Source organism: Nonomuraea sp. NPDC047897 (assembly GCF_043204415.1).
Classification (GTDB): domain Bacteria; phylum Actinomycetota; class Actinomycetes; order Streptosporangiales; family Streptosporangiaceae; genus Nonomuraea.
On the sequence record NZ_JBIDCC010000021.1, the window covers coordinates 44933 to 64260 of the forward strand.

General features: G+C 75.3%; 15 protein-coding genes. 7 read left to right on the top strand and 8 right to left on the bottom strand.

What is annotated here, in order from left to right:
• The first annotated feature begins 7 nt into the window (after window positions 1–7).
• From ACGF0J_RS34520 to ACGF0J_RS34530, 3 genes are read left to right on the top strand one after another with little or no spacing between them, the layout of a single operon-like run.
• Window positions 8–1567, top strand: coding sequence for a class I adenylate-forming enzyme family protein (locus ACGF0J_RS34520; protein WP_393152830.1), 1560 nt, complete (start codon window positions 8–10; stop codon window positions 1565–1567).
• Window positions 1568–3676 carry an acetate--CoA ligase family protein gene (locus tag ACGF0J_RS34525; RefSeq protein ID WP_393152832.1) on the top strand — a complete coding sequence of 703 codons (2109 nt, stop codon included), beginning with the start codon at window positions 1568–1570 and terminating at the stop codon, window positions 3674–3676.
• A complete protein-coding gene (locus tag ACGF0J_RS34530; RefSeq protein WP_393152834.1) occupies window positions 3663–4412 on the top strand; it encodes a glucose 1-dehydrogenase in 750 nt (249 codons plus the stop codon). The genes ACGF0J_RS34525 and ACGF0J_RS34530 overlap by 14 nt, the downstream gene beginning before the upstream one ends.
• Here the strand turns inward: ACGF0J_RS34530 and ACGF0J_RS34535 are convergent.
• A complete protein-coding gene (locus ACGF0J_RS34535) occupies window positions 4406–5080 on the bottom strand; it encodes a PaaI family thioesterase (protein WP_393152836.1) in 675 nt (224 codons plus the stop codon). The two genes, ACGF0J_RS34530 and ACGF0J_RS34535, sit on opposite strands and share 7 nt — an antisense overlap.
• A gap of 306 nt (window positions 5081–5386) precedes the next feature.
• On the opposite strand from ACGF0J_RS34535, the gene ACGF0J_RS34540 reads away from it, so the two are divergent.
• Window positions 5387–7795: a CHAP domain-containing protein gene (locus ACGF0J_RS34540; RefSeq protein WP_393152838.1), complete on the top strand. Its 2409-nt coding sequence runs from the start codon at window positions 5387–5389 to the stop codon at window positions 7793–7795.
• Between the two features lie 95 nt (window positions 7796–7890).
• Here ACGF0J_RS34540 and ACGF0J_RS34545 read toward each other — a convergent pair whose 3' ends face one another.
• The 7 genes from ACGF0J_RS34545 to ACGF0J_RS34575 all read right to left on the bottom strand — a co-directional run bounded on the left by ACGF0J_RS34545 (window position 7891) and on the right by ACGF0J_RS34575 (window position 16754).
• A complete protein-coding gene (locus ACGF0J_RS34545) occupies window positions 7891–8730 on the bottom strand; it encodes a TIGR03619 family F420-dependent LLM class oxidoreductase (protein ID WP_393152840.1) in 840 nt (279 codons plus the stop codon).
• A complete protein-coding gene (locus ACGF0J_RS34550; protein WP_393152842.1) occupies window positions 8727–9710 on the bottom strand; it encodes an acyl-CoA dehydrogenase family protein in 984 nt (327 codons plus the stop codon). Before ACGF0J_RS34550 ends, ACGF0J_RS34545 begins: the two co-directional genes overlap by 4 nt.
• A 40-nt stretch (window positions 9711–9750) precedes the next feature.
• Window positions 9751–10866, bottom strand: a complete 1116-nt coding sequence (locus ACGF0J_RS34555; protein WP_393152844.1) for an acyl-CoA dehydrogenase family protein — start codon at window positions 10864–10866, stop codon at window positions 9751–9753.
• Between the two features lie 24 nt (window positions 10867–10890).
• Window positions 10891–11865 carry an alpha/beta hydrolase gene (locus ACGF0J_RS34560; RefSeq protein ID WP_393152846.1) on the bottom strand — a complete coding sequence of 325 codons (975 nt, stop codon included), beginning with the start codon at window positions 11863–11865 and terminating at the stop codon, window positions 10891–10893.
• A 97-nt stretch (window positions 11866–11962) separates the two neighbouring features.
• Window positions 11963–12703 (bottom strand): ABC transporter ATP-binding protein, encoded by a 741-nt coding sequence (locus tag ACGF0J_RS34565; protein ID WP_393152848.1) that lies wholly within the window; start codon window positions 12701–12703, stop codon window positions 11963–11965.
• Window positions 12703–15519, bottom strand: coding sequence for an ATP-binding cassette domain-containing protein (locus tag ACGF0J_RS34570; protein ID WP_393152850.1), 2817 nt, complete (start codon window positions 15517–15519; stop codon window positions 12703–12705). Before ACGF0J_RS34570 ends, ACGF0J_RS34565 begins: the two co-directional genes overlap by 1 nt.
• Window positions 15516–16754, bottom strand: a complete 1239-nt coding sequence (locus tag ACGF0J_RS34575) for an ABC transporter substrate-binding protein (RefSeq protein WP_393152852.1) — start codon at window positions 16752–16754, stop codon at window positions 15516–15518. Before ACGF0J_RS34575 ends, ACGF0J_RS34570 begins: the two co-directional genes overlap by 4 nt.
• 249 nt (window positions 16755–17003) lie before the next feature.
• Here ACGF0J_RS34575 and ACGF0J_RS34580 point away from each other — a divergent pair, with 249 nt between their 5' ends.
• From ACGF0J_RS34580 to ACGF0J_RS34590, 3 genes are read left to right on the top strand one after another with little or no spacing between them, the layout of a single operon-like run.
• Window positions 17004–18092: an alcohol dehydrogenase catalytic domain-containing protein gene (locus tag ACGF0J_RS34580; RefSeq protein WP_393152854.1), complete on the top strand. Its 1089-nt coding sequence runs from the start codon at window positions 17004–17006 to the stop codon at window positions 18090–18092.
• A gap of 48 nt (window positions 18093–18140) precedes the next feature.
• Entirely contained in the window at window positions 18141–18659 is a 519-nt protein-coding gene (locus ACGF0J_RS34585) for a cupin domain-containing protein (protein ID WP_393152856.1), read from the top strand.
• A complete protein-coding gene (locus tag ACGF0J_RS34590) occupies window positions 18656–19327 on the top strand; it encodes an ArsR/SmtB family transcription factor (RefSeq protein WP_393152858.1) in 672 nt (223 codons plus the stop codon). Before ACGF0J_RS34585 ends, ACGF0J_RS34590 begins: the two co-directional genes overlap by 4 nt.
• The last annotated feature ends 1 nt before the right edge of the window (window position 19328 follow it).

Below are 19328 nucleotides of genomic sequence, written 5' to 3' on the forward strand. Positions count from 1 at the left end.
GGCCCCCATGACGCGATCCCCCTACGGCAACTACGGCCACGCGATCCTGACGGCCGGCGCGCTGCGTGCCCCCGACCAGGTGGCGCTCACCTACTGCGGTGAGCGCCGCTTCACCTACGACGAACTCAACCGCGCGGTCAACCGGCGCGCCCACGCCCTGCTGGCCGCCGGGATCACCCCCGGGCAGCGGGTGGCGGCGCTGCTCGACGAGACGCTGCACGTGGCCGAGGTCTACCTGGCGCAGGCCAAACTCGGCGTGGTCACCGCCGCCCTGAACCCCTACTGGCCGCTCGACACGCTGCGCGCCGTCGTGGCCCACTCGCGCTGCACGGCCTTCGTCTACGACGCGACGGCCGAGCGGGCGGTGGCCGAGATCCGGCCGTCCCTACCGGAGGTCACCACCTGGATCAAGGTCGGCGGCCCCGGCGCGGACGCGGTCGACCTCGACGCGCTGGCCGCCGCCGCCCCCGAGGAGGAGCCGCCGCTCGTGGGCGGCCACGACGACCCGCTCGCCCTCTACTACACCTCGGGCACGACCGGCCTGCCGAAGGCCGTGGTGCACACGCACGCCTCGTCGCTGGCGACCGCGCAGATCTGGCTGGACGTGCCGCGCGGGCCGGACGCGGTGTTCGGCACCGGCGCGATCATCTGGGGCATCGGCTTCCCCGCCATCGTCGGGCCCGCCCTGTACGCCGGGATGCGCCTGGTGCTGGAGCAGGACTGGGGCCCGGCCAACTTCCTGCGCGTCGTGCCGCGCGAGCGCGTCACCCACGTCTCGCAGATCCCGTCGTTCTACACGGCGCTGCTCGGCTCCGCCGACCACGCCGAGGCGGACCTGTCGTCCCTGCGCGTGATCATGCTGGGCGGCGAACCGCTGACCGCCGCCATGCTGGAACGCGTCAAGCGACGCCTCCCCGGCGCCGCCGTCTACTCCTACTACGGCCAGACCGAGGCCCCCTACACCTGCATGGGCCGGGTGGACGACGGCTCGGCACCGCTCGGCTCGTCGGGCCGGGCCCGCACCGGCAACGCGGTGCGGGTGACCGGGCCGTCCGGCGAGCGGGTGGTGGGCCGCACGGGCGAGATCAACCTGGCCGGGCCGCACGTCATGGCCGGGTACGACGGCCTGCCCGAGCGGACCGCCGAGGTGCTGCGCGACGGCTGGTACGTGGGCGGCGACCTCGGCTCCGTCTCGGCCGACGGGGTGCTGCGCGTGCTCGGCCGGCGGGAGGACGCCATACTCAAGGGCGGCGTGTGGAGCCAGCCGGTCGCCGTCGAGGAGGCGGCCACGGCGCTCGACGGCGTCGCCGAGGCGGGCGCGGCCGGCATCCCCGCCCACGCCGACGGCCAGGAGGCGGCCGAGCAGCGGATCCTGCTGGCCGTGGTGCCGCGCGCCGGGCACACCCTCGACCCGTCCAAGCTGGCGCTCGCGCTGGCCGACGCGCTGCCGCCGCACCAGCGGCCCGACCACGTCGTGGTGGCCGACGCGCTGCCGCACTCCCAGGACGCCTCGGGCGGGCCCGGCAAGCTGCTGCGCCGCGAGCTGCACCGGCTGCTGGAGAGCTGAGTGTTCGAGTACCAGGCCAAGGAGCTGCTGCGCCGGGCGGGGGTGCCGGTGCCCCGCGGGGTCGTGGTCACCGGGGATCCCCGCCCGGCCGACCTCGCGGGGCTGGACGAGCCGCTGGTGCTCAAGGCGTTCGGGGCGGGGCTGGTGCACAAGTCGGACGCCGGGGCGGTGGCGCTGGACCTGCGGCGCTCTCAGGTGGCCGAGGCGGCTGCCCGGATGCGGGCCGCCCTCGCCGGGCGGGGCATCGCGCCGGCGGGCTTCCTCGTCGAGGAGCAGGCGGCGGCCGGGGTGGAGCTGATCGTCGGGCTGGTCCGCGACCCGGGGTTCGGGCCGGTCCTGCTGGCCGGGCTGGGCGGGGTGTGGGCCGAGGCGCTGCGCGACACCTCGGTGCGCCTGTGCCCCGTCTCGGAGGCGGACGCGCGCGGCATGCTGGCCGCGCTGCGCGGCGCGGCCCTGCTGCGAGGGTACCGGGGACGGCCCGGCGTGGACGTGGACGCGGTCGTCAAGCTGCTCATGACCGTCGGCGGGGCCGGTGGGCTGTGGGAGCGGCTGGAGCTGGGCGAGTTCGAGGTCAACCCGGTCATCGCCGCGCCGTCCGGCGTGACGGCCGTGGACGCCCGCTACCTCCCGGCCGCGGGCCGGGCCGGGTCGCCGACGGCCGCGCCCGCCGTGGCGGTCCCGTCCGCCCCGTCCGGGCCCATGGTCGCCGCCGGGGGTGGTGCCGGGGGTGGTGCCGGCTTCGCGGCGCTGTTCGAGCCGCGCGCCGTGGCCGTCGTGGGCGCCTCCACCACCCGGCCGAACTTCGGCAACATGTTCCTCGACTTCTACCGGGCCGCCGGGATGCCGGTGGTGGCCGTGCACCCCGAGGCCCGCGAGGTCGCCGGGGTGCCCGCCGTGCCGTCCCTGGCCGAGGCCGCCGGCGTGGACTACGCGCTCGTCGCGGTGCCCGCCGAGCGGTGCGCGGGCGTCGTGCGGCAGGCGGCGGGGATCCCGTACACGCAGGTCATGAGCGGCGGGTTCGGCGAGGCGGGACGGCCGGAGCTGGAGGCGGAGCTGCTGGCCGCCGCGCGGGCGGCGGGCACCAGGCTGCTGGGCCCCAACTGCATGGGCGTGTACTGCCCGCGCGGGCGGCAGACCTTCACCGGCGGCGGGCTCGGGCCGCCCGGCACGATCGCGCTCGTCTCGCAGAGCGGCGGCCTCGCGGGGGAGGTCGTCAAGGTCGGCGAGCGGCGCGGGCTGGCCTTCAGCCGGGTCGCCACGGTCGGCAACGCCGCCGACGTCACCCCCGCCGAGCTGCTGCGCTGGCTGTCGCGGGACGGCGAGACCCGGGCCGTCGGGCTGTACCTGGAGGACCCTCGCGACGGGCGGGCGCTGTACGAGGCGCTGGCGGCCACCGTCCTGCCCGTCGTGCTGCTCGTCGGCGGGCGCAGCACCCAGGGGCGGCGGGCCGCCGCCTCCCACACGGGCGGCCTGGTGAGCGACGGGCGGATCTGGCGGGCGCTGGCCGAGCAGACCGGCGCGACGTTCGTGACGAGCCAGGACGACCTGATCGGGGTGCTCGCCTTCTTCCAGGCGCACGGCTCCCGGCCGGTGACCGGCGACGGCGTGCTGGTCGTGGGGCCGAGTGGCGGGGCGAGCGTGCTGGCCGCCGACGCCTTCGACCGGGCCGGGGTACGGCTGGACCCGCTGCCCGGCGAGGTGCACGGCGACCTGCGGGAGCTGGGCCTCGGCGCGGGCAGCGCCCTGGCCAACCCCCTGGAGGTTCCCGTCGGGCCGCGCGGGCGACCGGAGCTGGTCCCGCGCGTGCTGGCGGCCGTCGCGCGGCGCCGGCCGTACCGGGATGTGGTCGCGCACGTGAACGTGCAGAGCTTCTTCACCTACGGCACGGCGGCCGAGCCGCTGCTCGGCTACGCCCGCGCGCTCGCGGGGGCGCAGGACGCCCTGCCCGGCGCCAGGGTCACCCTGGTGACCCGGAACGCCGAGTGCGCCCCGGCGGGCGTCGAGGACGAGATCAGGGCCATCGCGGCGGCGGCCGGGGTGCCCGTCTACCGATCCATGGAGGCGGCGGCGGTGGCCGTCGCGGCAGGAGGCCGGCATGGGACTGCTTGACGGCAAGGTGGCGCTGGTCACCGGCGGGGCGCGCGGCATGGGCGAGGCGCACGTGCGGCTGTTCCTGCGGGAGGGGGCGGCGGTGGTGTTCGGCGACGTGCTGGACGAGGAGGGCAAGGCGCTGGCCGAGGAGACGGGTGCGGCGTACGTCCATCACGACGTGACGAGCGCGGCCGAGTGGCGGCAGGCCGTCGAGACGGCCGTCAGCGTCCACGGCAAGCTCGACATCCTGGTCAACAACGCCGGGATCCTGAAATATCGGCGGATCGCCGATATGGAGCCCGAGGACTTCGACCGGGTGATCGGCGTGAACCTCAAGGGCACCTGGCTCGGCATCAAGAGCGTGATCGAGCCGATGAAGGCCGCCGGGCAGGGCTCGATCGTGAACATCTCCTCGATCGAGGGCTACGTCGGCGCCGAGGGGCTGTCGGCGTACGCGGCGTCGAAGTTCGGAGTGCGCGGCGTCACCAAGGCGGCGGCCAGGGAGCTCGCCCGGTTCGGGATCCGGGTCAACTCGGTGCATCCCGGCGCGATCGACACCGCCATGGTCAAGAACCCCGACCTGATGGGTGAGGTGGACGGGGAGGCGTTCGTGAAGTCCATGGTGATCAAACGGTTCGCCGAGCCGGTGGAGGTGTCGCACGTGGTGGCGTTCCTGGCCTCGGACCGGTCGAGCTACTGCACGGGCAGCGAGTTCACCGTGGACGGCGGCCTGCTCACCGGTGCCGGTTACTGACGGGCGGGGCCGCCGCCCGCCGCCGGCCGGCCGGTGCCGCCAGACGGGGCGGGGCCGCGCTCCAGCCAGCCGGTCGGGGTGACGAACAGACCGGTCGCCTCGACCAGCACCGTGCCGTCCGGCAGGGCGATGCGGCCCTCGGCCCACGACTTGCGCCCCTCCGAGCGGGTGTGCTCGGCGGTGGCGAGCAGCGGCGTGCCGTACGGGACGGGCGCCCGGTAGCGGACGGTCAGGGTGCCGGTCATCCCGGCCAGGCCGGCCGCGGCCACCGCCTGGCCGAGCAGGTGGTCGAGGATCATCGCGCTGATCCCGCCGTGGACCGCTCCCGGCGGCCCCTCGTGCAGCGGGCGGAAGGCCAGGTCGGCGCGGACGCCGCCGCCGTCCGCCCGTTCGACGGTGAGCGGCAGGGCGTGCGGGTTGGCGGCGCCGGTGACGGCGTTGCCGAGCTGGCGCAGCGTTCCGTCCGGTGCGACCTCGAACGGCTGGGGCGTGGTGCGGGCGGCGGCGCGCAGCCGCCCGGTGAGCGCCGAAAGCTCGGCGGTGACGGCGGCCAGTTCCTCCTCGGCCACGTCGGTCAGCGCGACCGCGTCCATCAGCTCGCGGGCGTGCCGGGCCAGGACGCACAGGGCGTCGAGGCGGGGTTCGCCGGCCGTGACCTCGATCGTCATGCTGGCATCCTAGAACACGTTCTACCGTAACGGCTTTGTCACCACGACGCCAGAACATAGATCATTTTGCTATAAGCACAACTTTCTTGGGACATTTCTGGCAGGCTCTTGACCTGCAGCTTCCCCCCTCCCTTGAGCGCGACACTCCCTTGGTGAGTGCTTGACCTGCCTTTTTGTCACGGTAGCCTCCCAGATCACGGAAGACTACAGGCCTCCGGTTTTGTCACACCGGTCCCGGGTTACCCCTCCTTACCCGGGGCTGTGCGGACAAACCCGGTCTTGCCCGGAAGGTTCCACAGCACTTCGATGACGCCAGAGACACAGAAGTTCATCGACCTTCTCGAAAGCCAGCTGGGCTACGCCGAGAAGGCCGGTGCCTACACCAAGTTCGGCGCCTGGTACGGCAAGAACGTCGAGTTCGACGCCGACTACACCGGCGCTCCCTGGTGTGACATGTTCCTCGCCTGGGCAGCCAACAAGCTCGGGTACGAGGAGTGGATGGGCGAGTTCGCCTGGACCGTCAGCCACGCCAAGTGGTTCAGGAAGAACGACGCGTGGGGCACCGAGCCCGAGGTGGGCGCGTTCGTCTTCTTCGACTGGAGCGGCACCAACGACCTCGACCGCATCGACCACGTCGGCGTCGTCACCAAGGTCGTGGGCCGCAAGATCCACACCATCGAGGGCAACATCGACGGCGGCGTCGCCAAGCGCAAGGTCCGCGACACCGACAAGGTCGTCGGCTACGGCTACCCCGCGCGGATCAAGGAACGCCTCGACGAACAGCTCGCCAAGCAGCAGGCCATCGAGAACGCCCACCGCGAGCAGCTCAGCCAGCCGCCCGGCCAGCAGGTCAACCAGCTCCAGAACGGCCCGCTCAGCTCGCTGATCCCCTCCACCGAGGTGCACGTGGAGGTGCAGCCCCCGCTGGCCTCCCGCAAGGAGGCGGCGCCCAGGACGGGCGACCAGGCCCGGCAGGAGGGCGCCCCGTCGGCCGCCCACGCCAAGCCCGGCGCCCAGACGCGGGCCGACGGGCGGACCGAGGCGCAGGCAGGACCGCGGGCCGAGGCCCCGCGGACCAGCGCCACCGGGCGCACCGAGAAGAAGGGCAAGCACGCCAAGCCCGCCACCGCCGACACCACCGCGGTGACCGCCGAACCCCTGCCGCCCACCGTCGAGGCGGCCCGGCCCATCACCTCGACCTCGCTCGACTCGCCCACGCTGGTCGGCTCCGCGCTGGTCGCCGCCCTCGCCCTGCTCGCGATCGCCAAGACCCGGCAGTTGCGGACCCGGCCCGCGCTCGCCGGCACGGCCACGGCCGCCACCAAGGCGACGCCGGCGGCCCGCCGCCACCGGCACCGTCGCAAGGCCCGCGCCCTCTTCGCCGCCGCGTCCGGAGGCACGCCCGCCACCGTCCCCGGCCGGCCCGCCGAGCTGCCCACGCCCGAGGCGCCCGAGACGGTCACGGTGCCCGCCGGGTTCCCCGCCGAGCTGCCCATCGCCGCGCGGCTCGCCGTCGGCGCCGGCGCGGAGGGCCCGCTGGAGTCCTTCGAGCCGATCGTCATCCCGCGCACCCCGGCAGCCGGCTCCTCCGGCCCGCGGTTCCGCCCGTTCGAGCCGGTCGCGCTGCGCCTGCCCACGCCGTCGGCGGGCGCCCTGACCCCCTCGGGCGCCGACCCCCTGACCGCCCGGCTCGCCGCCCCCTCCGAGCCCCTGGCCGCCCGGCACACCGCCCCGTCCGGGGCGGTCGCCGCCGGCCGCGCTTCCGCGCCGACCGGGGGGCGGCCGGCGCCGCCGTTCGGGCCGATCACCATTCCCGAGGCGACGAGCGCGTTCGACGCCTTCGCGCCGCCCGCAGGGAGGGCCGCCACCGCCCGCCGGGCAGCCGGCGACCGGCGCCCCGCCACCGAGTACGCGCGCGGACGCGACTCCTGGGACGCCTTCGAGCGTCCGGCCCGTCCGTCGCGCCGGCACGACGCCGGGTACGCCGCCCAGGCACGCGCCACCCGCCCGGAGGGCGCGGGCGGCGGCTACCGGGGCAGGCGGCGCAGGAGCGGACACCCGGTCGAGGAGCCGGCGGCCTTCACCGCGGACGCCCCGCTGCGCGGCCGCCGCCACCGCGTCACCGCTCCCCACTGTCCCGACCAGCAGCGCCACGACCCGCACGGCCCCGACTCGGCCCGCCCGGGCCAGCGCCGCCTGGACGCCCCCTGGGCCGAGTACCGGCTCGACGGGTCTCCGCGGCGGGGCGGCGACGGCGGCGGGGCCGCCCAGCAGGACCGGACGGCGTTCGCCGCATGGGATGGTCCGGCTCGCGGACGCCGCCACGCCCGGGGGGCCGACGGGCCCGCCGACGGCCCGTTCTTCCAGGACACGCCGTCGCGCGGCCGCCGCCACCGCGCCTCCCGCCCCGCCGAGGGCAGCACGCCCGCGCCCGCCACCGTCACGGCCTTCACCCCCGCGGAATCCACCGTCACAGCCTTCACCGCCGCGGAGTCCGTCCCCGAGGGCTGGTCCCCCACCACCACCGGCGCGTTCGCCGCCGTGACCTTCCCGGCCCCGACCGCGGCCGACACCTCCGACCTGCCCGGCCCCGGCGTCCCCGTACCCGGGCCCGGACCGGCCAGGCTGGCCGCATCCGCCAGCACCGCATCCGCCACCATCGCAGCGGCCAGGGAAGGCCGCACCGGTGCACGCCGAGGCCGGCACCGCGCCTGACCACGAGACCCACCCGTGAAGTCCCACCGACCAAGCCCTGACCCACCGGGCCGACACCACCGGGCCTGGCCCGCCGGGCCGGTGGGCAGCCGCGATCAGAGCGTCGTCGCCGGTGGCGCGACGCCGTAGGCGGCGGCGAAGGACTCCAGCGCCGCCACCGCGTCCCGGCCGCGCCGCCAGGGCCGGACGATGAGCCGGTCGACGCCGAGCGCCGCCCAGGACGGCACCTCCTCCGGGGAGCCGAGCCCGTAGGCGTGGGCCGTCACGGAGCCGGTGCCGCCCAGCGCGGCCAGCCGGTCGAGCTGCGGCCGGATGGACTCCAGGGTGTGCGGCATGCTGATCCACCCGTCGCACAGGCGGGCCGCCCGCCGCAACGCCGCGGCGGATTCGCCGCCGCAGAGGACCGGCAGCCGGTGCTGGACGGGCTTGGGCTCGAAGGCCACCTCGGGGAAGGCGTAGAAGCGGCCGGAGTGGGCGACGACGGGTTCGCTCCACAGCCGCCGGGCCACCGTGATGGCCTCGTCGAGCCGGGCGCCCCGCCCGGCGAAGGGGATGCCCGCGGCGTCCCATTCGCCCCGGTACCAGCCGGCGCCAACCCCGCAGACGGCCCTGCCGGACGAGACGACGTCCAGGGTGGCGAACGCGCGGGCGGAGACGAACGGGTGGCGCAGCGCGAACAGGTGCACGGCCGTGCCGAGCCGGACCCGGGTGGTGCGGGCGGCCAGCCAGCACAGGTAGGCGGGGGCGTCGAACAGCGGCGTCGACGGCCTGATGCCGGGGTCGGCGGTTCCGGGGTAGCCGGCCGTGGACAGGCCGGTGGTGAAGACGAGGTGTTCGGGCAGCCACACCGACTCGAAGCCCAGCTCGTCGGCCGCGACCGCGACGTCCTTCCACGCGGCCGGGTGGAGCAGGCCGAGGGGCACGCCGAACTTCACGGGTACCTCCGGGTGTCCCCGGCGAGCACGGCGGCGCGGATCGCGGCCCGGTGTTCGGCGGCCCCGCCGTAGGCGGCCGACAGGGACCAGGCGCGGGCCAGCCAGAACCGCAGGTCCAGCTCCTCGGTGTAGCCGATGGCGCCGTGCGTCTGCAGGGCGGCCCGCGCGGCCAGCACGGCGGCCTCCCCCGCCGCGGCCTTGGCGCTCCTGGCATCCCGCCACGCGGTCCCCCCGCCCGGGCCCGTGGCCCGCTCCTGGACGTCCGCGCAGACGGCGGCCCGGTGGACGAGGGGCGCGGCGAAGGAGACGGCGACGGCCACGTCGGCGAGCTGGTGCTTGACCGCCTGGAAGGAGCCGATGGGCGCGCCGAACTGGCGGCGTGTGCCCGCGTACGCCACCGACAGCTCCAGCAGCCGCCGGGCCACCCCGATGAGCTGCGCCGCGGTCGCCACGGTGGCCCGCAGCAGGGCCGGCTCCAGCGGCCGTTCCAGCGGCGTGGAACCGGTGTACGACACGTCGAACAGCGGCCGGCACGGGTCCGTGCCGGGCCGGGGCGCGAGCCGTACCGACTCCCTGGTCACCAGGCGGGCCCCGCCGGGCCGGGCCACCACCACCAGGTCGGCGAGGTCGGCGTCCGGCGCGAAGGCGGCGCCCGGCGGCAGCACGGCCACGCGGACGGCGCCCGAGGCGAGTCCGGGGACGCCCGGCAGCAGGTACGGCGCGGCGACGGCGGTCTCCACGACGGGCCCCGGCAGGCAGGCCCGGCCGGTCTCCTCCAGCGCGGGCAGCGCGTCGGTCAGCCCGAGGCCGAGCCCGTCGGCTTCGGGCGGGACGAGCAGGGCGAAGAACCCGACCTCGGCGAGCCGGTCCCAGGCGGGCAGGCGTTCGGTGCGCAGCGCCCGCGGCGGGCAGTGCGCGGCCAGCACGTCGCGGACGGTCCCGGCCAGGGCGAGCTGGTCGGGGGTGAAGGCGAAGTTCATCGGGCGGCCCCTCGGCTGGGAGACGGGTCAACGGGGCAGGTCAACGGGGCAGGCCGAGGACGCGCTCGGCGATGATGGTGCGCTGGATCTCGTTGGTGCCGGCGTAGATGGGCCCCGCCAGCGAGAAGAGGAACCCGTCGAGCCAGGCCGTCTCACCGGCCCGGTCGCCGAGGAGTTCCATGGCCAGGGTGTGCATGCGCAGGTCCAGCTCCGACCAGAAGACCTTGCCCATGCTGGTGGCGGGCCCGGCCTCCTCTCCCGCCATGAGCCGGCGCGCGGTCTGGAAGGTGTGCAGCCGGTACGCCTCGGCGTCGGTCCAGCAGCGGACGGCCCGGTCGGCGAGCACCGGGTCGGCGAGCGTCGGGTCGGTCTGGCGGGCGAGGGCGATGAGCCGGTCGGCGGTGGCCAGGAAGCGGCCGGGGCTGCGCAGGGTGAGGCCGCGTTCGGAGGAGGTGGCGGCCATCGCGATCCGCCAGCCCTGGCCCACCTCGCCGATGACCATGGAGTCGGGAGTGAAGACCCCGTCGAAGAACAGCTCGGCGAAGCCGGGCAGCCCGTCGAGCTGCGCGATCGGCCGGACGGTCACCTCGTCCATGGGGAACATGAGGTAGGTCAGCCCCTGGTGCCGCGCCCCCGAGGTGCGGAACAGCCCGAATCCGTGCGAGGCGTGGCAGGCTCGCGAGCTCCACGTCTTGTGGCCGTAGAGGCGCCAGCCGCCGTCGGCCCGGACGGCGCGGGAGGTGAGGGCGGCCAGGTCGCTGCCCGCCTCCGGCTCGGACCAGGCCTGCGCCCACACGTCGTCGGCGCGCGCCATCGCCGGCAGCCAGGTGCGCCGCTGTTCCTCGGTGCCGAAGGCCATGAGGGTGGGGGCGAGCAGGAAGATGCCGTTCTGGCCGACGCGGGCGGGCGCGCCCGCCGCCCAGTACTCCTCCTCGAAGATCAGCCATTCGACGAGGGAGGCGTCCCGCCCGCCGTAGGCGACCGGCCAGGAGACGACCGACAGCCGGGCCGCCGCGAGCTCCGCCTCCCACGCGCGGTGCGCGGCGAAGCCCTCGGGGGTGTCCAGGGAGGGCAGCGAGCGGGGGACGTGGGCGGCCAGCCAGTCGCGGACCTCGGTGCGGAAGTCCTGCTCGGCCCGGGAGAAGTCGAGATCCACGCCACCAACCTAGCGCACGCTTGGTTAACTGGCCAGGCCGCCGAACGCCCGCCCGAGCGCGGCGATCCGCGCCTCCTTGGCCCTGACGCTCAGCGCGGCGTCGGGCACCAGCATGTCGAAGCCGTGGAAGCCGCCCGGGTACACGTGCAGCTCCGTCGACACCCCGGCCGCCAGCAGCCGCCGCGCGTAGTCGACGTCCTCGTCCCTGAAGACCTCCAGCTCCCCCACGTCCACGAACGCCGGAGGGAGCCCCGACAGGTCCTCGGCCCTGGCCGGAGCGGCGTACGCGGAGACGTCACCGCCGCCGGCCCGCTCGCCGAGCAGGGCACGCCAGCCGAAGAGGTTGGCGGCCCGGTTCCACATGACGGCGTCGGTGAACTCGTGGCTGGACGGTGTGACGTTGCGGTCGTCGAGCATCGGGCAGACCAGGAGCTGGAAGGCGACAGCGGGGCCGCCCCTGTCGCGGGCCAGCAGCACGGTGCCCGCGGCCAGCCCGCCGCCCGCGCTGGCGCCGCCCACGGCCAGCCGATCGGGATCCACTCCCAGTTCGGCGGCGTTCTTGGCGGCCCAGACGAGTCCCGCGTAGCAGTCCTCGACCGGGGCGGGGTCCGGGTGCTCGGGCGCGAGCCGGTAGTCCACGGCGACGACGACGCAGCCGAGCCGCCGGACGAACTCGGCGAGCAGGTCGTCGTCCATCTCCGGCTTGCCGATCATCATCCCGCCGCCGTGGATCCAGTAGAGGCAGGGCCGGACCTCCTCCGGCCCCTCCGGGCGGTGGACCCGCAGCCGGACGTCGGGCTGGCCCTGCGGCCCCGGCACGTGGCGGTCCTCGGCCACCACGCCGGCGCCGGGCGGGGGCGCGGCCGCGATCATCGCGTGCACCTGGGCCCGGACGCCCGCGACGTCCTCCATGGTCATGGCCGAGGCGTCGAACGCGGCCATCGGCGTCCGCTCCAGCGCCGCCCGGAGTTCCGGATCAAGGTTGGGGTGATGTGCCATGCCGCATCCCCTTTCCACCAGGCGGATGCCGTACTCCTCGTGGCAGTCGCGGAGGCGGCGCGCGACGGCCCCGGACGACCCGGTCCATCGGCCACGTTCAGCCGAGGTAGGCGGCGCGGACCACCGGATCGCCCCGCACCTCGTCCGGGGTCCCCGACGCGATGACCCGGCCCAGGTCGAGCACGACGAGCCGGTCGCAGGTCCGCATGACGAAACCCATGTCGTGCTCGACCAGCAGCACCGTGGTGTCCAGCGCCGCGACGACCTCCCGCAACCGGGCCGTCTGCTCGGCGTCCAGACCCGAGGTCGGCTCGTCCAGCAGCAGCAGCCGGGGCCGGTCGGCGAGGGCGCGGGCCAGCTCGACCAGCCGCCGCCACCCGGCAGGCAGCCCGGCGGCGTGCACGTCGCGCAGCCCGGTCAGCCCGCACAGCTCCAGCACCTCGGCGACCCGCTCGCCGCGCTCGCGCTCCAGCCGCCGCCGGGCGGGCCGGCCGACCAGGTCGGCGAGCAGGCCGCCGCCTCCGCCGTGCCAGTCGAGCGCCGCCAGCACGTTCTCGGCCACGGTCAGCCTGCCGAACACCTGGGTGCGCTGGAACGTCCGGCGCACGCCGAGGCGCGCCCGGCCGACGGCCGACGTCCTGGTCAGGTCCACGCCGGCCACGCTGACCCGGCCGGCGACCGGCCGGCGCAGGCCGGACACCACGTCGAACAGCGTCGTCTTGCCGGCCCCGTTCGGCCCGATGACGCCGCACACCTGGCCGTCGGGCACCTCGAACGACACCCCGTCCAGCGCCCGCACCCCGCCGAACGCCACGGACACCTCACTCACGCCGAGCATCACGACACCCCCAGGTAGGCGGCGGTCAGCCGGTCGGCGTCCACCTCGGACCGCGGCCCGCTCCACACGACCCGGCCGAGCCGCACGAACGCCACCCGGTCCGCCACGGCCAGCGCCTCGGTCGCCTTCTCCTCGACCAGCAGCAACGCCACCCCGCGCTCCCGCAGCTCGGCGAACACGTCGAACACCTGCCGCACGACGAGCGGCGCCAGCCCGAGCGACGGCTCGTCGGCGATCAGCACTCGAGGAGGGCGCACGAGGGCGGGCGCCAGCGTCAGGAGCTGCTGCTCGCCGCCCGACAGCGCGCCGGCGAGCACGGTACGGCGCGCGGCGAGCTGCGGCATCCGCTCGTAGGCGGGGCCGGGGTCGGGCAGCCAGGTGCGCAGGTTCTCCTCCACGGTCAGACCGGGGAAGACGCCCCTGCCCTCGGGGGCGAGCACCACCCCGGCGCGCGCCCTGCGGTGCGCGGGCCAGGCGGTGATGTCGGCGCCGTCGAGCAGCACCCGCCCCGCGGTCACCGGCACGTCACCGGCGGCGACGGCACACGTGGTGGACTTGCCGGCCCCGTTGGCGCCGAGCAGTGCCACGACCTCGCCGGGCCGCACGGCCAGCTCGACCCCGCGCAGCACGGTCACGTCGCCGTACCCGGCCACGACCCGCTCCAGCCGGAACACCCCGTCCCCGCCGCCCGCCACCACCACCCTGGACGGCCCGCTGGACGGCCCGCCGGACGACGTCGGACCCGCCACCACGGACACCGCGTCGGACACCGCGTCGGACACCGCGTCGGACGCCACACCGGACACCACCGCGGGCGCCGGTGCGGATACCGCATCGGACGCCGGTGTGGACGGCGGCGCGGACTCAGGCGTGGACGGCGGGGCCCCGCCCGGTGGCGGCGTGCCACCCCCGGTGGCACCGGCGCGGGACCCGGCGCGCCGCCGGCGGCGGTGGCGCCGCTCGGCGAGCTGCGCCAGCACCCCGTCCGGGTGCCTGGCCAGGATCACGCCGCCCGCCCCGAACAGGATGGCCCCCACGTGCCCCGACACGTCCCAGGCGGCGAGCAGCTCGGGGAAGACGGCCGCGATGAGCCCGCCGAGCACGGCCCCACCGACGCGGCGCACCCCCTGCAGCACCACCACGGCCAGCCAGACGAACCCGGCGAAGGCCGGCAGGTCGGTCGCCGTGACCGAGCCCTTGGAGATCGCGAACAGCACCCCGCCCAGTCCCGCGATGCCGGAGGCCAGCACGAACAGCGTGATCTTGGCGCGCGGCGCCGACAGCCCCGAGGTGACCGCGGCGGCGGGCGCCGAACGGACGGCGAGGATCGCCCGCCCGGAGGGCGACCGTTCCAGGTTGCGGATGAACAGCGCGACGAGCCCAATCAGCGCCAGCAGCAGCACCACCCGCACCCGGGGGTCGGAGGTGTCGGCGAACCCGAAGCCCAGGGCGGGCAGCGGCCAGCCGATCGTGCCGTTGCTGAACGCGTCCACCTGGAACAGCACCTGGTCGGCCAGCAGCGCCAGGGCGAGCGTCGCCAGCGTCAGCACCCGCCCGCCGAGCCGCAGCGCGGGCAGCGCCACCAGCAGGCCGACGGCGCACGCGGCGAGCACCCCGAGCCCGATCGCCACCACGAACGGCAACCCGGAGGCGAACGCCCAGCCGCAGGTCAGCGCGGCCATCGCGGCGAAGGAGGCCTGGGCCAGGTTGACCATGCCGCCGATCCCGGTGACCACCACGAACGAGCAGAAGATCAGCGCCAGCACGAGTCCGTGCGCCGCCACGCCCACGTAGTACTCCGGCCCCACGGCGGTGAACGCCAGCAGCGCCGCCAGCGACAGCGCCCACGGCAGCCGCCGCCGCCAGACCGGCACGCCGGCCAGGTGGTCGGGCGGTGGCGCGTCCTCGGCCGCGCTGCCGGCGACCCGCTCCCGCGACCGGTTGAGCAGCACCAGCCCGGCGAACAGCAGGATGACCGGCACCGCCGTGCGCAGCCCGGTGATCTCCTCCAGGAAGTCGGTGTAGCCGGCGACCAGGTTCTGCACGACGCCGAGCGCCAGCCCGGCGGCGAACGTCCACGGGACGGACCGCAGCCGCCCGAAGACGGCCGCCGTCGCCGAGGCGAACAGCAGCACCGTGTACGCGGTCGCGTCCAGCCCGAGCACCGGCACGGCCAGCACTCCGGCGAGGCCGGCCAGGCCGGAGCCGAGCATCCAGGCCACGGCCGAGGTGGCGTCCGCGTCGATGCCGCGCAGGGTGGCCAGCCGCCTGCGGTCCACGCAGGCGCGCATCCGCAGCCCGTACGGGGTGTGCCGCATGAACGCCCACAGGCCGGCGGCGGTCACGATCGACGCGCCGAAGGTGATGAGCTGGTCGGTGTCGAGGCGCACGCCGAGCACGTCGAACGGCACGGCGGGGTGCGGCCCGATGCCGCGCGGCAGGGACGTGGCGTCGGCCGGCGGCAGCCCGGCGACGTCCACGACGAGCAGGCCGAGCGCGGGCAGCGCGATCGTCAGCCCGATCGTGCCGACGATCTGCGCGGTCTCTCCGGCCCGGGCGAGCCCGCCGAACATGGCCCGGTGCAGCAGGTAGCCGAGCGCGGGCGCGAAGAGGCCGGCCGCGAGCAGGGCCGACAGCCAGGAGGGCAGCCCGGCGGCCACGTTGCACTGGTAGAACAGCAGCGCCGAGACGAACCCGATGGCGCCGTGGGCGAAGTTGAACACCCCGGTGGCCGCGTACGACAGGGTCAGCCCCGAGCCCATGATGGCGAAGATCGCTCCGGTGACGAGCCCGCTGACGACGTAGCCGACGATCATCGCAGCGGCACGTTCTCGAAGCACTTCATGCTCTTGGCCACCGTGAAGGCGCCGTCCTCCAGCTTGACCAGGGCGCCGCAGCCGTTCGGCTCGCTGTGGTCCCCGGGGTAGCGGATCCGCCCGAAGCCGGGGTTCTCGTAGGAGTAGGAGCCGTTGCCGGTGGCCAGGAATCTCTCCCTGGTCAGGTCCTTGCCGGTCTTGGTGAGCATGTCGAGGAAGATGTCGGCGGCCCAGTAGCCGATCGCGAGGTGCTGGGTGAGCCGGGTGCCCGGCGCGGTCTTCGCCACGTCGGCCTTGAGCTGGGCGATCTCGGGGGCGGTCGACTCGAACGGCTCGAACATCGGCGCGGCGATCACGCCCTCCAGCGCCTCGGCGCTGGCCGGGTCGGCGAGGATGGCGGTGTCGTAGCTGGTGGCGTCGGTGAGCACGCCCTTGTACCCGGCCCGCTTGAGCGCGGCGTAGAGGCCGACGTTGAACTTCGTGCCGGCGATGACGGAGACCACGACGTCCGGCGGTCCGCCGCCGTCCGATGTCATGATCTTGTTGACGTACGGCAGCCAGTCGGGCGGCGGGGCGGCGGCGGGCAGCCCGGAGTTCACGCCGGCCAGCTCGAACCCGGCCGCGGTGAACGACTGGGAGATCGTGGTGCCGCCGTACTTGCTGCCGCTGGAGTCGCTGGTCTGCACGTAGACGCTCTTGCCGGCGGCGCCGCCGAGCAGCTCGGCCATCTGCCTGCCCCACCAGGTCTGTGAGCCGGCGCCCTTCTTGGGTGCCAGGCAGCCGTTGTAGCCGAACCCGGTCCTGGTGCCGCACCACTGCGGGCCGGTGGCCCAGCCGAACCACGGCACGCCCTGCCGCTCCAGGAAGGCCGCGCCGCCGAAGTTCGGGGCGTGCACGGGCACGAGGGCGAACACCTCGTCCTTCTGCACGAGCTTCTTGGCCGCCGCGTCGCCCTTGGCCGCGTCCTGGCCGTCGTCCTCGGCGCCGAGGAACTCGATGCGCCGCCCGTGCACGCCGCCCGCGGCGTTGGCCCGCTCGAACCTGGCGCGGGCGCCGATCTCGGCGTCCTTGGTGGAGTAGCCGCTGGCGCTGGTCTTGGTCAGCACGCCGCCGACGCGGACGGTGGTGTCCGTGACGCCGGGCGCGGCGCCGCCGCCCGCGCCGGGGGCCCGCTGCGGGGCGGCGCACCCCGCGAGCAGCGCCGTCGCCAGCACGGCCGCCGCGCCCCGCCGCACCCGAACCCGCCGCGCCCCAACCTGCCGCGCCCCAACCTGCCGCGTTCCGTCCTGCCGCGTTCTGTCGTGTCGTCCGCGCACCCCACGCCTCCACCTCGTGTACGGCAGGCACCCCGCCCGCGACTTGGCCTAGCGCTCGCTTGGTTTTGGGCTGAGCGTAAATTCGCCCCAAAGGGGTGTCAACGGACGCCGACCCGACAGCCGAGCAATCGCTTGCTCAGACAACGCGGGCCAGGCTAGCGTGAGCCCATGCTGATGCGCGCCGCCGTCCTCACGGCCTTCCACAAGCCGTTGGAGATCCGCGAGGTGGAGATCGCCGATCCCGGCCCCGGCGAGGTGCGGGTGCGGATCAAGGCGTCGGGGGTGTGCGGGTCGGACCTCAAGGCGATCGACGGCAAGAGCCCGGTCGTCAGCCGCCTGCCGTTCATCCTGGGCCACGAGAGCGCCGGCGTCGTGGAGAGCACCGGCCCCGGCGTCACCGGGGTCGCGCCGGGCGACCACGTCATCATCGCGATGAACGGGCCGTGCGGCGGCTGCCGCAACTGCGGGGCCGGCCACTTCCACCTGTGTTCGGGCCCGGCCAGGATGACCGCTGTCATGGGCGGCGCGCCCCGGGTCACGCTGGACGGCGAGCAGACGCGCCGTTTCATCGGCATCGGCTCGTTCGCCGAGTACGCGGTCGTGAGCGAGGGCATGTGCATGCGGATCGACCGGGGCGCGCCGTTCGCCGCGATGTCACTGCTGGCCTGCGCCGTCGTCACCGGCGTGGGCGCGGTGCTGAACGTGGCGCGGGTGGCCCCCGGCGCCTCCGTCCTCGTGGTGGGCTGCGGCGGCGTCGGGCTCAACGTCGTCCAGGGGGCCGTCCTGGCGGGCGCCACCACGATCATCGCGGCCGACGTGGCGGAGACGAAGCTCAAACTCGCCGAGCGCTTCGGCGCCACCCACACCCTGATCCCGGGCGACCTGCCCCGCCAGGTGGGCGAGATCGTCGGCGGCGGCGTGGAGCACGCCTTCGACGCCACGGGCGTCCCCGGCGTCCTGGCCGCCACGTTCGCCGCCACCGCACCGGGGGGCACCACCGTCATGGTCGGCAGCCCTCCGGCCGGCCGGCCGGTCGAGATCGACCCGGCGCTGCTCTTCTCCTCACGCCGCCTCATGGGCACCCAGGGCGGCGACGCCGCACCCCGGCGTGACCTGCCGATGCTCGCCGCCCAGTATCTCCGCGGCCGCCTCGACCTCGACGGCCTCATCACCGAGCGCCTGCCCCTGGAGCGGGTCAACGAGGCGGTCGAGCACGCGCGCCGGGGCACGGTCGCCCGGACCGTGATCGTGTTCTGACGACAACCCTGCTACTCTTCTAACGAACTTTAGAAGAGAGGCACGTCCATGTCCTACCCCGACGCCCGCTACTTCGGTGACAAGGGCGAGACCGGCGGCCGGTTCCGGCCCGCCGACGCCCCCCACGACCTGCGGATGGGTCCCGCCACCGACGACCCGGCCCAGCGGCGCACCCACGTCCACTACCTCGCCACCGGCGACACCACCGGCGGCGCCTTCGGCCTCTACCGCTGGGAGATGGGCCCGCGCCCCGGCGGCCCCGACCCGCACTTCCACCGCACGATGACCGAGTCGTTCTACGTCCTGGACGGCACCGTTCGGCTCTACGACGGCGACCGGTGGCGCGACGGAAAGGCCGGCGACTTCCTGTTCGTGCCGGAGGGCGGCATCCACTCCTTCAAGAACGAGTCGGGCGAGCCCGCCACCATGCTCATCCTGTTCACCCCGGGAGCCCCGCGCGAGAGCTACTTCGAGGAGCTCGCCGAGATCGCCACGTCCGGCCGGCAGCTCACCGAGGAGGAATGGACCGAGCTGTACCTGCGCCACGACCAGTACATGGTCGGATGACCTCCTTCCCCGAAGAGCCGATCTACGAGCAGCTCGCCCGCATCGGCAAGGTCCTGGCCAACCCGGTGCGGCTGCGCCTGCTGGACGTGCTCGACCAGCGCGAGCGCACGGTCGAGGAGCTGGCCGAGGAGGCCGGCATCCCGCTGAAGAACACCTCGGCCCAGCTCCAGCGGCTCCGCGACGCCCACCTGGTGACCAGCCGCAAGGAGGGCACCCGCGTCCACTACCGGCTGGCCGACGAGGAGGTCTCGCGCTTCCTCGGCCGGATGCAGGACTTCGCCCAGGGCCGGCTGGCCGACCTGCGCGACGCGGTGACGCGGCACCTGGGCCTGGCGGAGGGAGTGACGGCCGACGAGCTGGCCGCCCGCCTCGACGACCCCGGCACGGTCGTCCTGGACGTGCGCTCGGCGGCGGCCTACGCCGACGCGCACCTGCCGGGCGCCCTGTCGCTGCCGCTCTCCCAGTTGGAGGGCCGCCTGTCCGACCTGGACGCCCGGCTCGCCGGGCTGCCCCGCGACGCCGAGATCGTCGCCTACTGCGGCGGTCCGTACTGCGTCGTCTCGCCTCAGGCGGTGCGCCTGCTGCGCGAGCGCGGCTACACCGCCCGCCCGCTGGACGGCGGCATCACCGGCTGGCGCCGCTCCGGCCACGCCGTCCAGACGAGCTGAT

Excerpts from the sequence above, each read along its gene's own strand:
- ACGF0J_RS34590 (WP_393152858.1), top strand. The coding sequence starts at position 18,656 with ATGACCTCCTTCCCCGAAGAGCCGATCTACGAGCAGCTCGCCCGCATC.
- ACGF0J_RS34565 (WP_393152848.1), bottom strand. The coding sequence starts at position 12,703 with ATGCTCGGCGTGAGTGAGGTGTCCGTGGCGTTCGGCGGGGTGCGGGCG.
- ACGF0J_RS34580 (WP_393152854.1), top strand. The coding sequence starts at position 17,004 with ATGCTGATGCGCGCCGCCGTCCTCACGGCCTTCCACAAGCCGTTGGAG.
- ACGF0J_RS34530 (WP_393152834.1), top strand. The coding sequence starts at position 3,663 with ATGGGACTGCTTGACGGCAAGGTGGCGCTGGTCACCGGCGGGGCGCGC.
- ACGF0J_RS34520 (WP_393152830.1), top strand. The coding sequence starts at position 8 with ATGACGCGATCCCCCTACGGCAACTACGGCCACGCGATCCTGACGGCC.
- ACGF0J_RS34550 (WP_393152842.1), bottom strand. The coding sequence starts at position 9,710 with ATGAACTTCGCCTTCACCCCCGACCAGCTCGCCCTGGCCGGGACCGTC.
- ACGF0J_RS34535 (WP_393152836.1), bottom strand. The coding sequence starts at position 5,080 with ATGACGATCGAGGTCACGGCCGGCGAACCCCGCCTCGACGCCCTGTGC.
- ACGF0J_RS34540 (WP_393152838.1), top strand. The coding sequence starts at position 5,387 with ATGACGCCAGAGACACAGAAGTTCATCGACCTTCTCGAAAGCCAGCTG.
- ACGF0J_RS34570 (WP_393152850.1), bottom strand. The coding sequence starts at position 15,519 with ATGATCGTCGGCTACGTCGTCAGCGGGCTCGTCACCGGAGCGATCTTC.
- ACGF0J_RS34585 (WP_393152856.1), top strand. The coding sequence starts at position 18,141 with ATGTCCTACCCCGACGCCCGCTACTTCGGTGACAAGGGCGAGACCGGC.
- ACGF0J_RS34560 (WP_393152846.1), bottom strand. The coding sequence starts at position 11,865 with ATGGCACATCACCCCAACCTTGATCCGGAACTCCGGGCGGCGCTGGAG.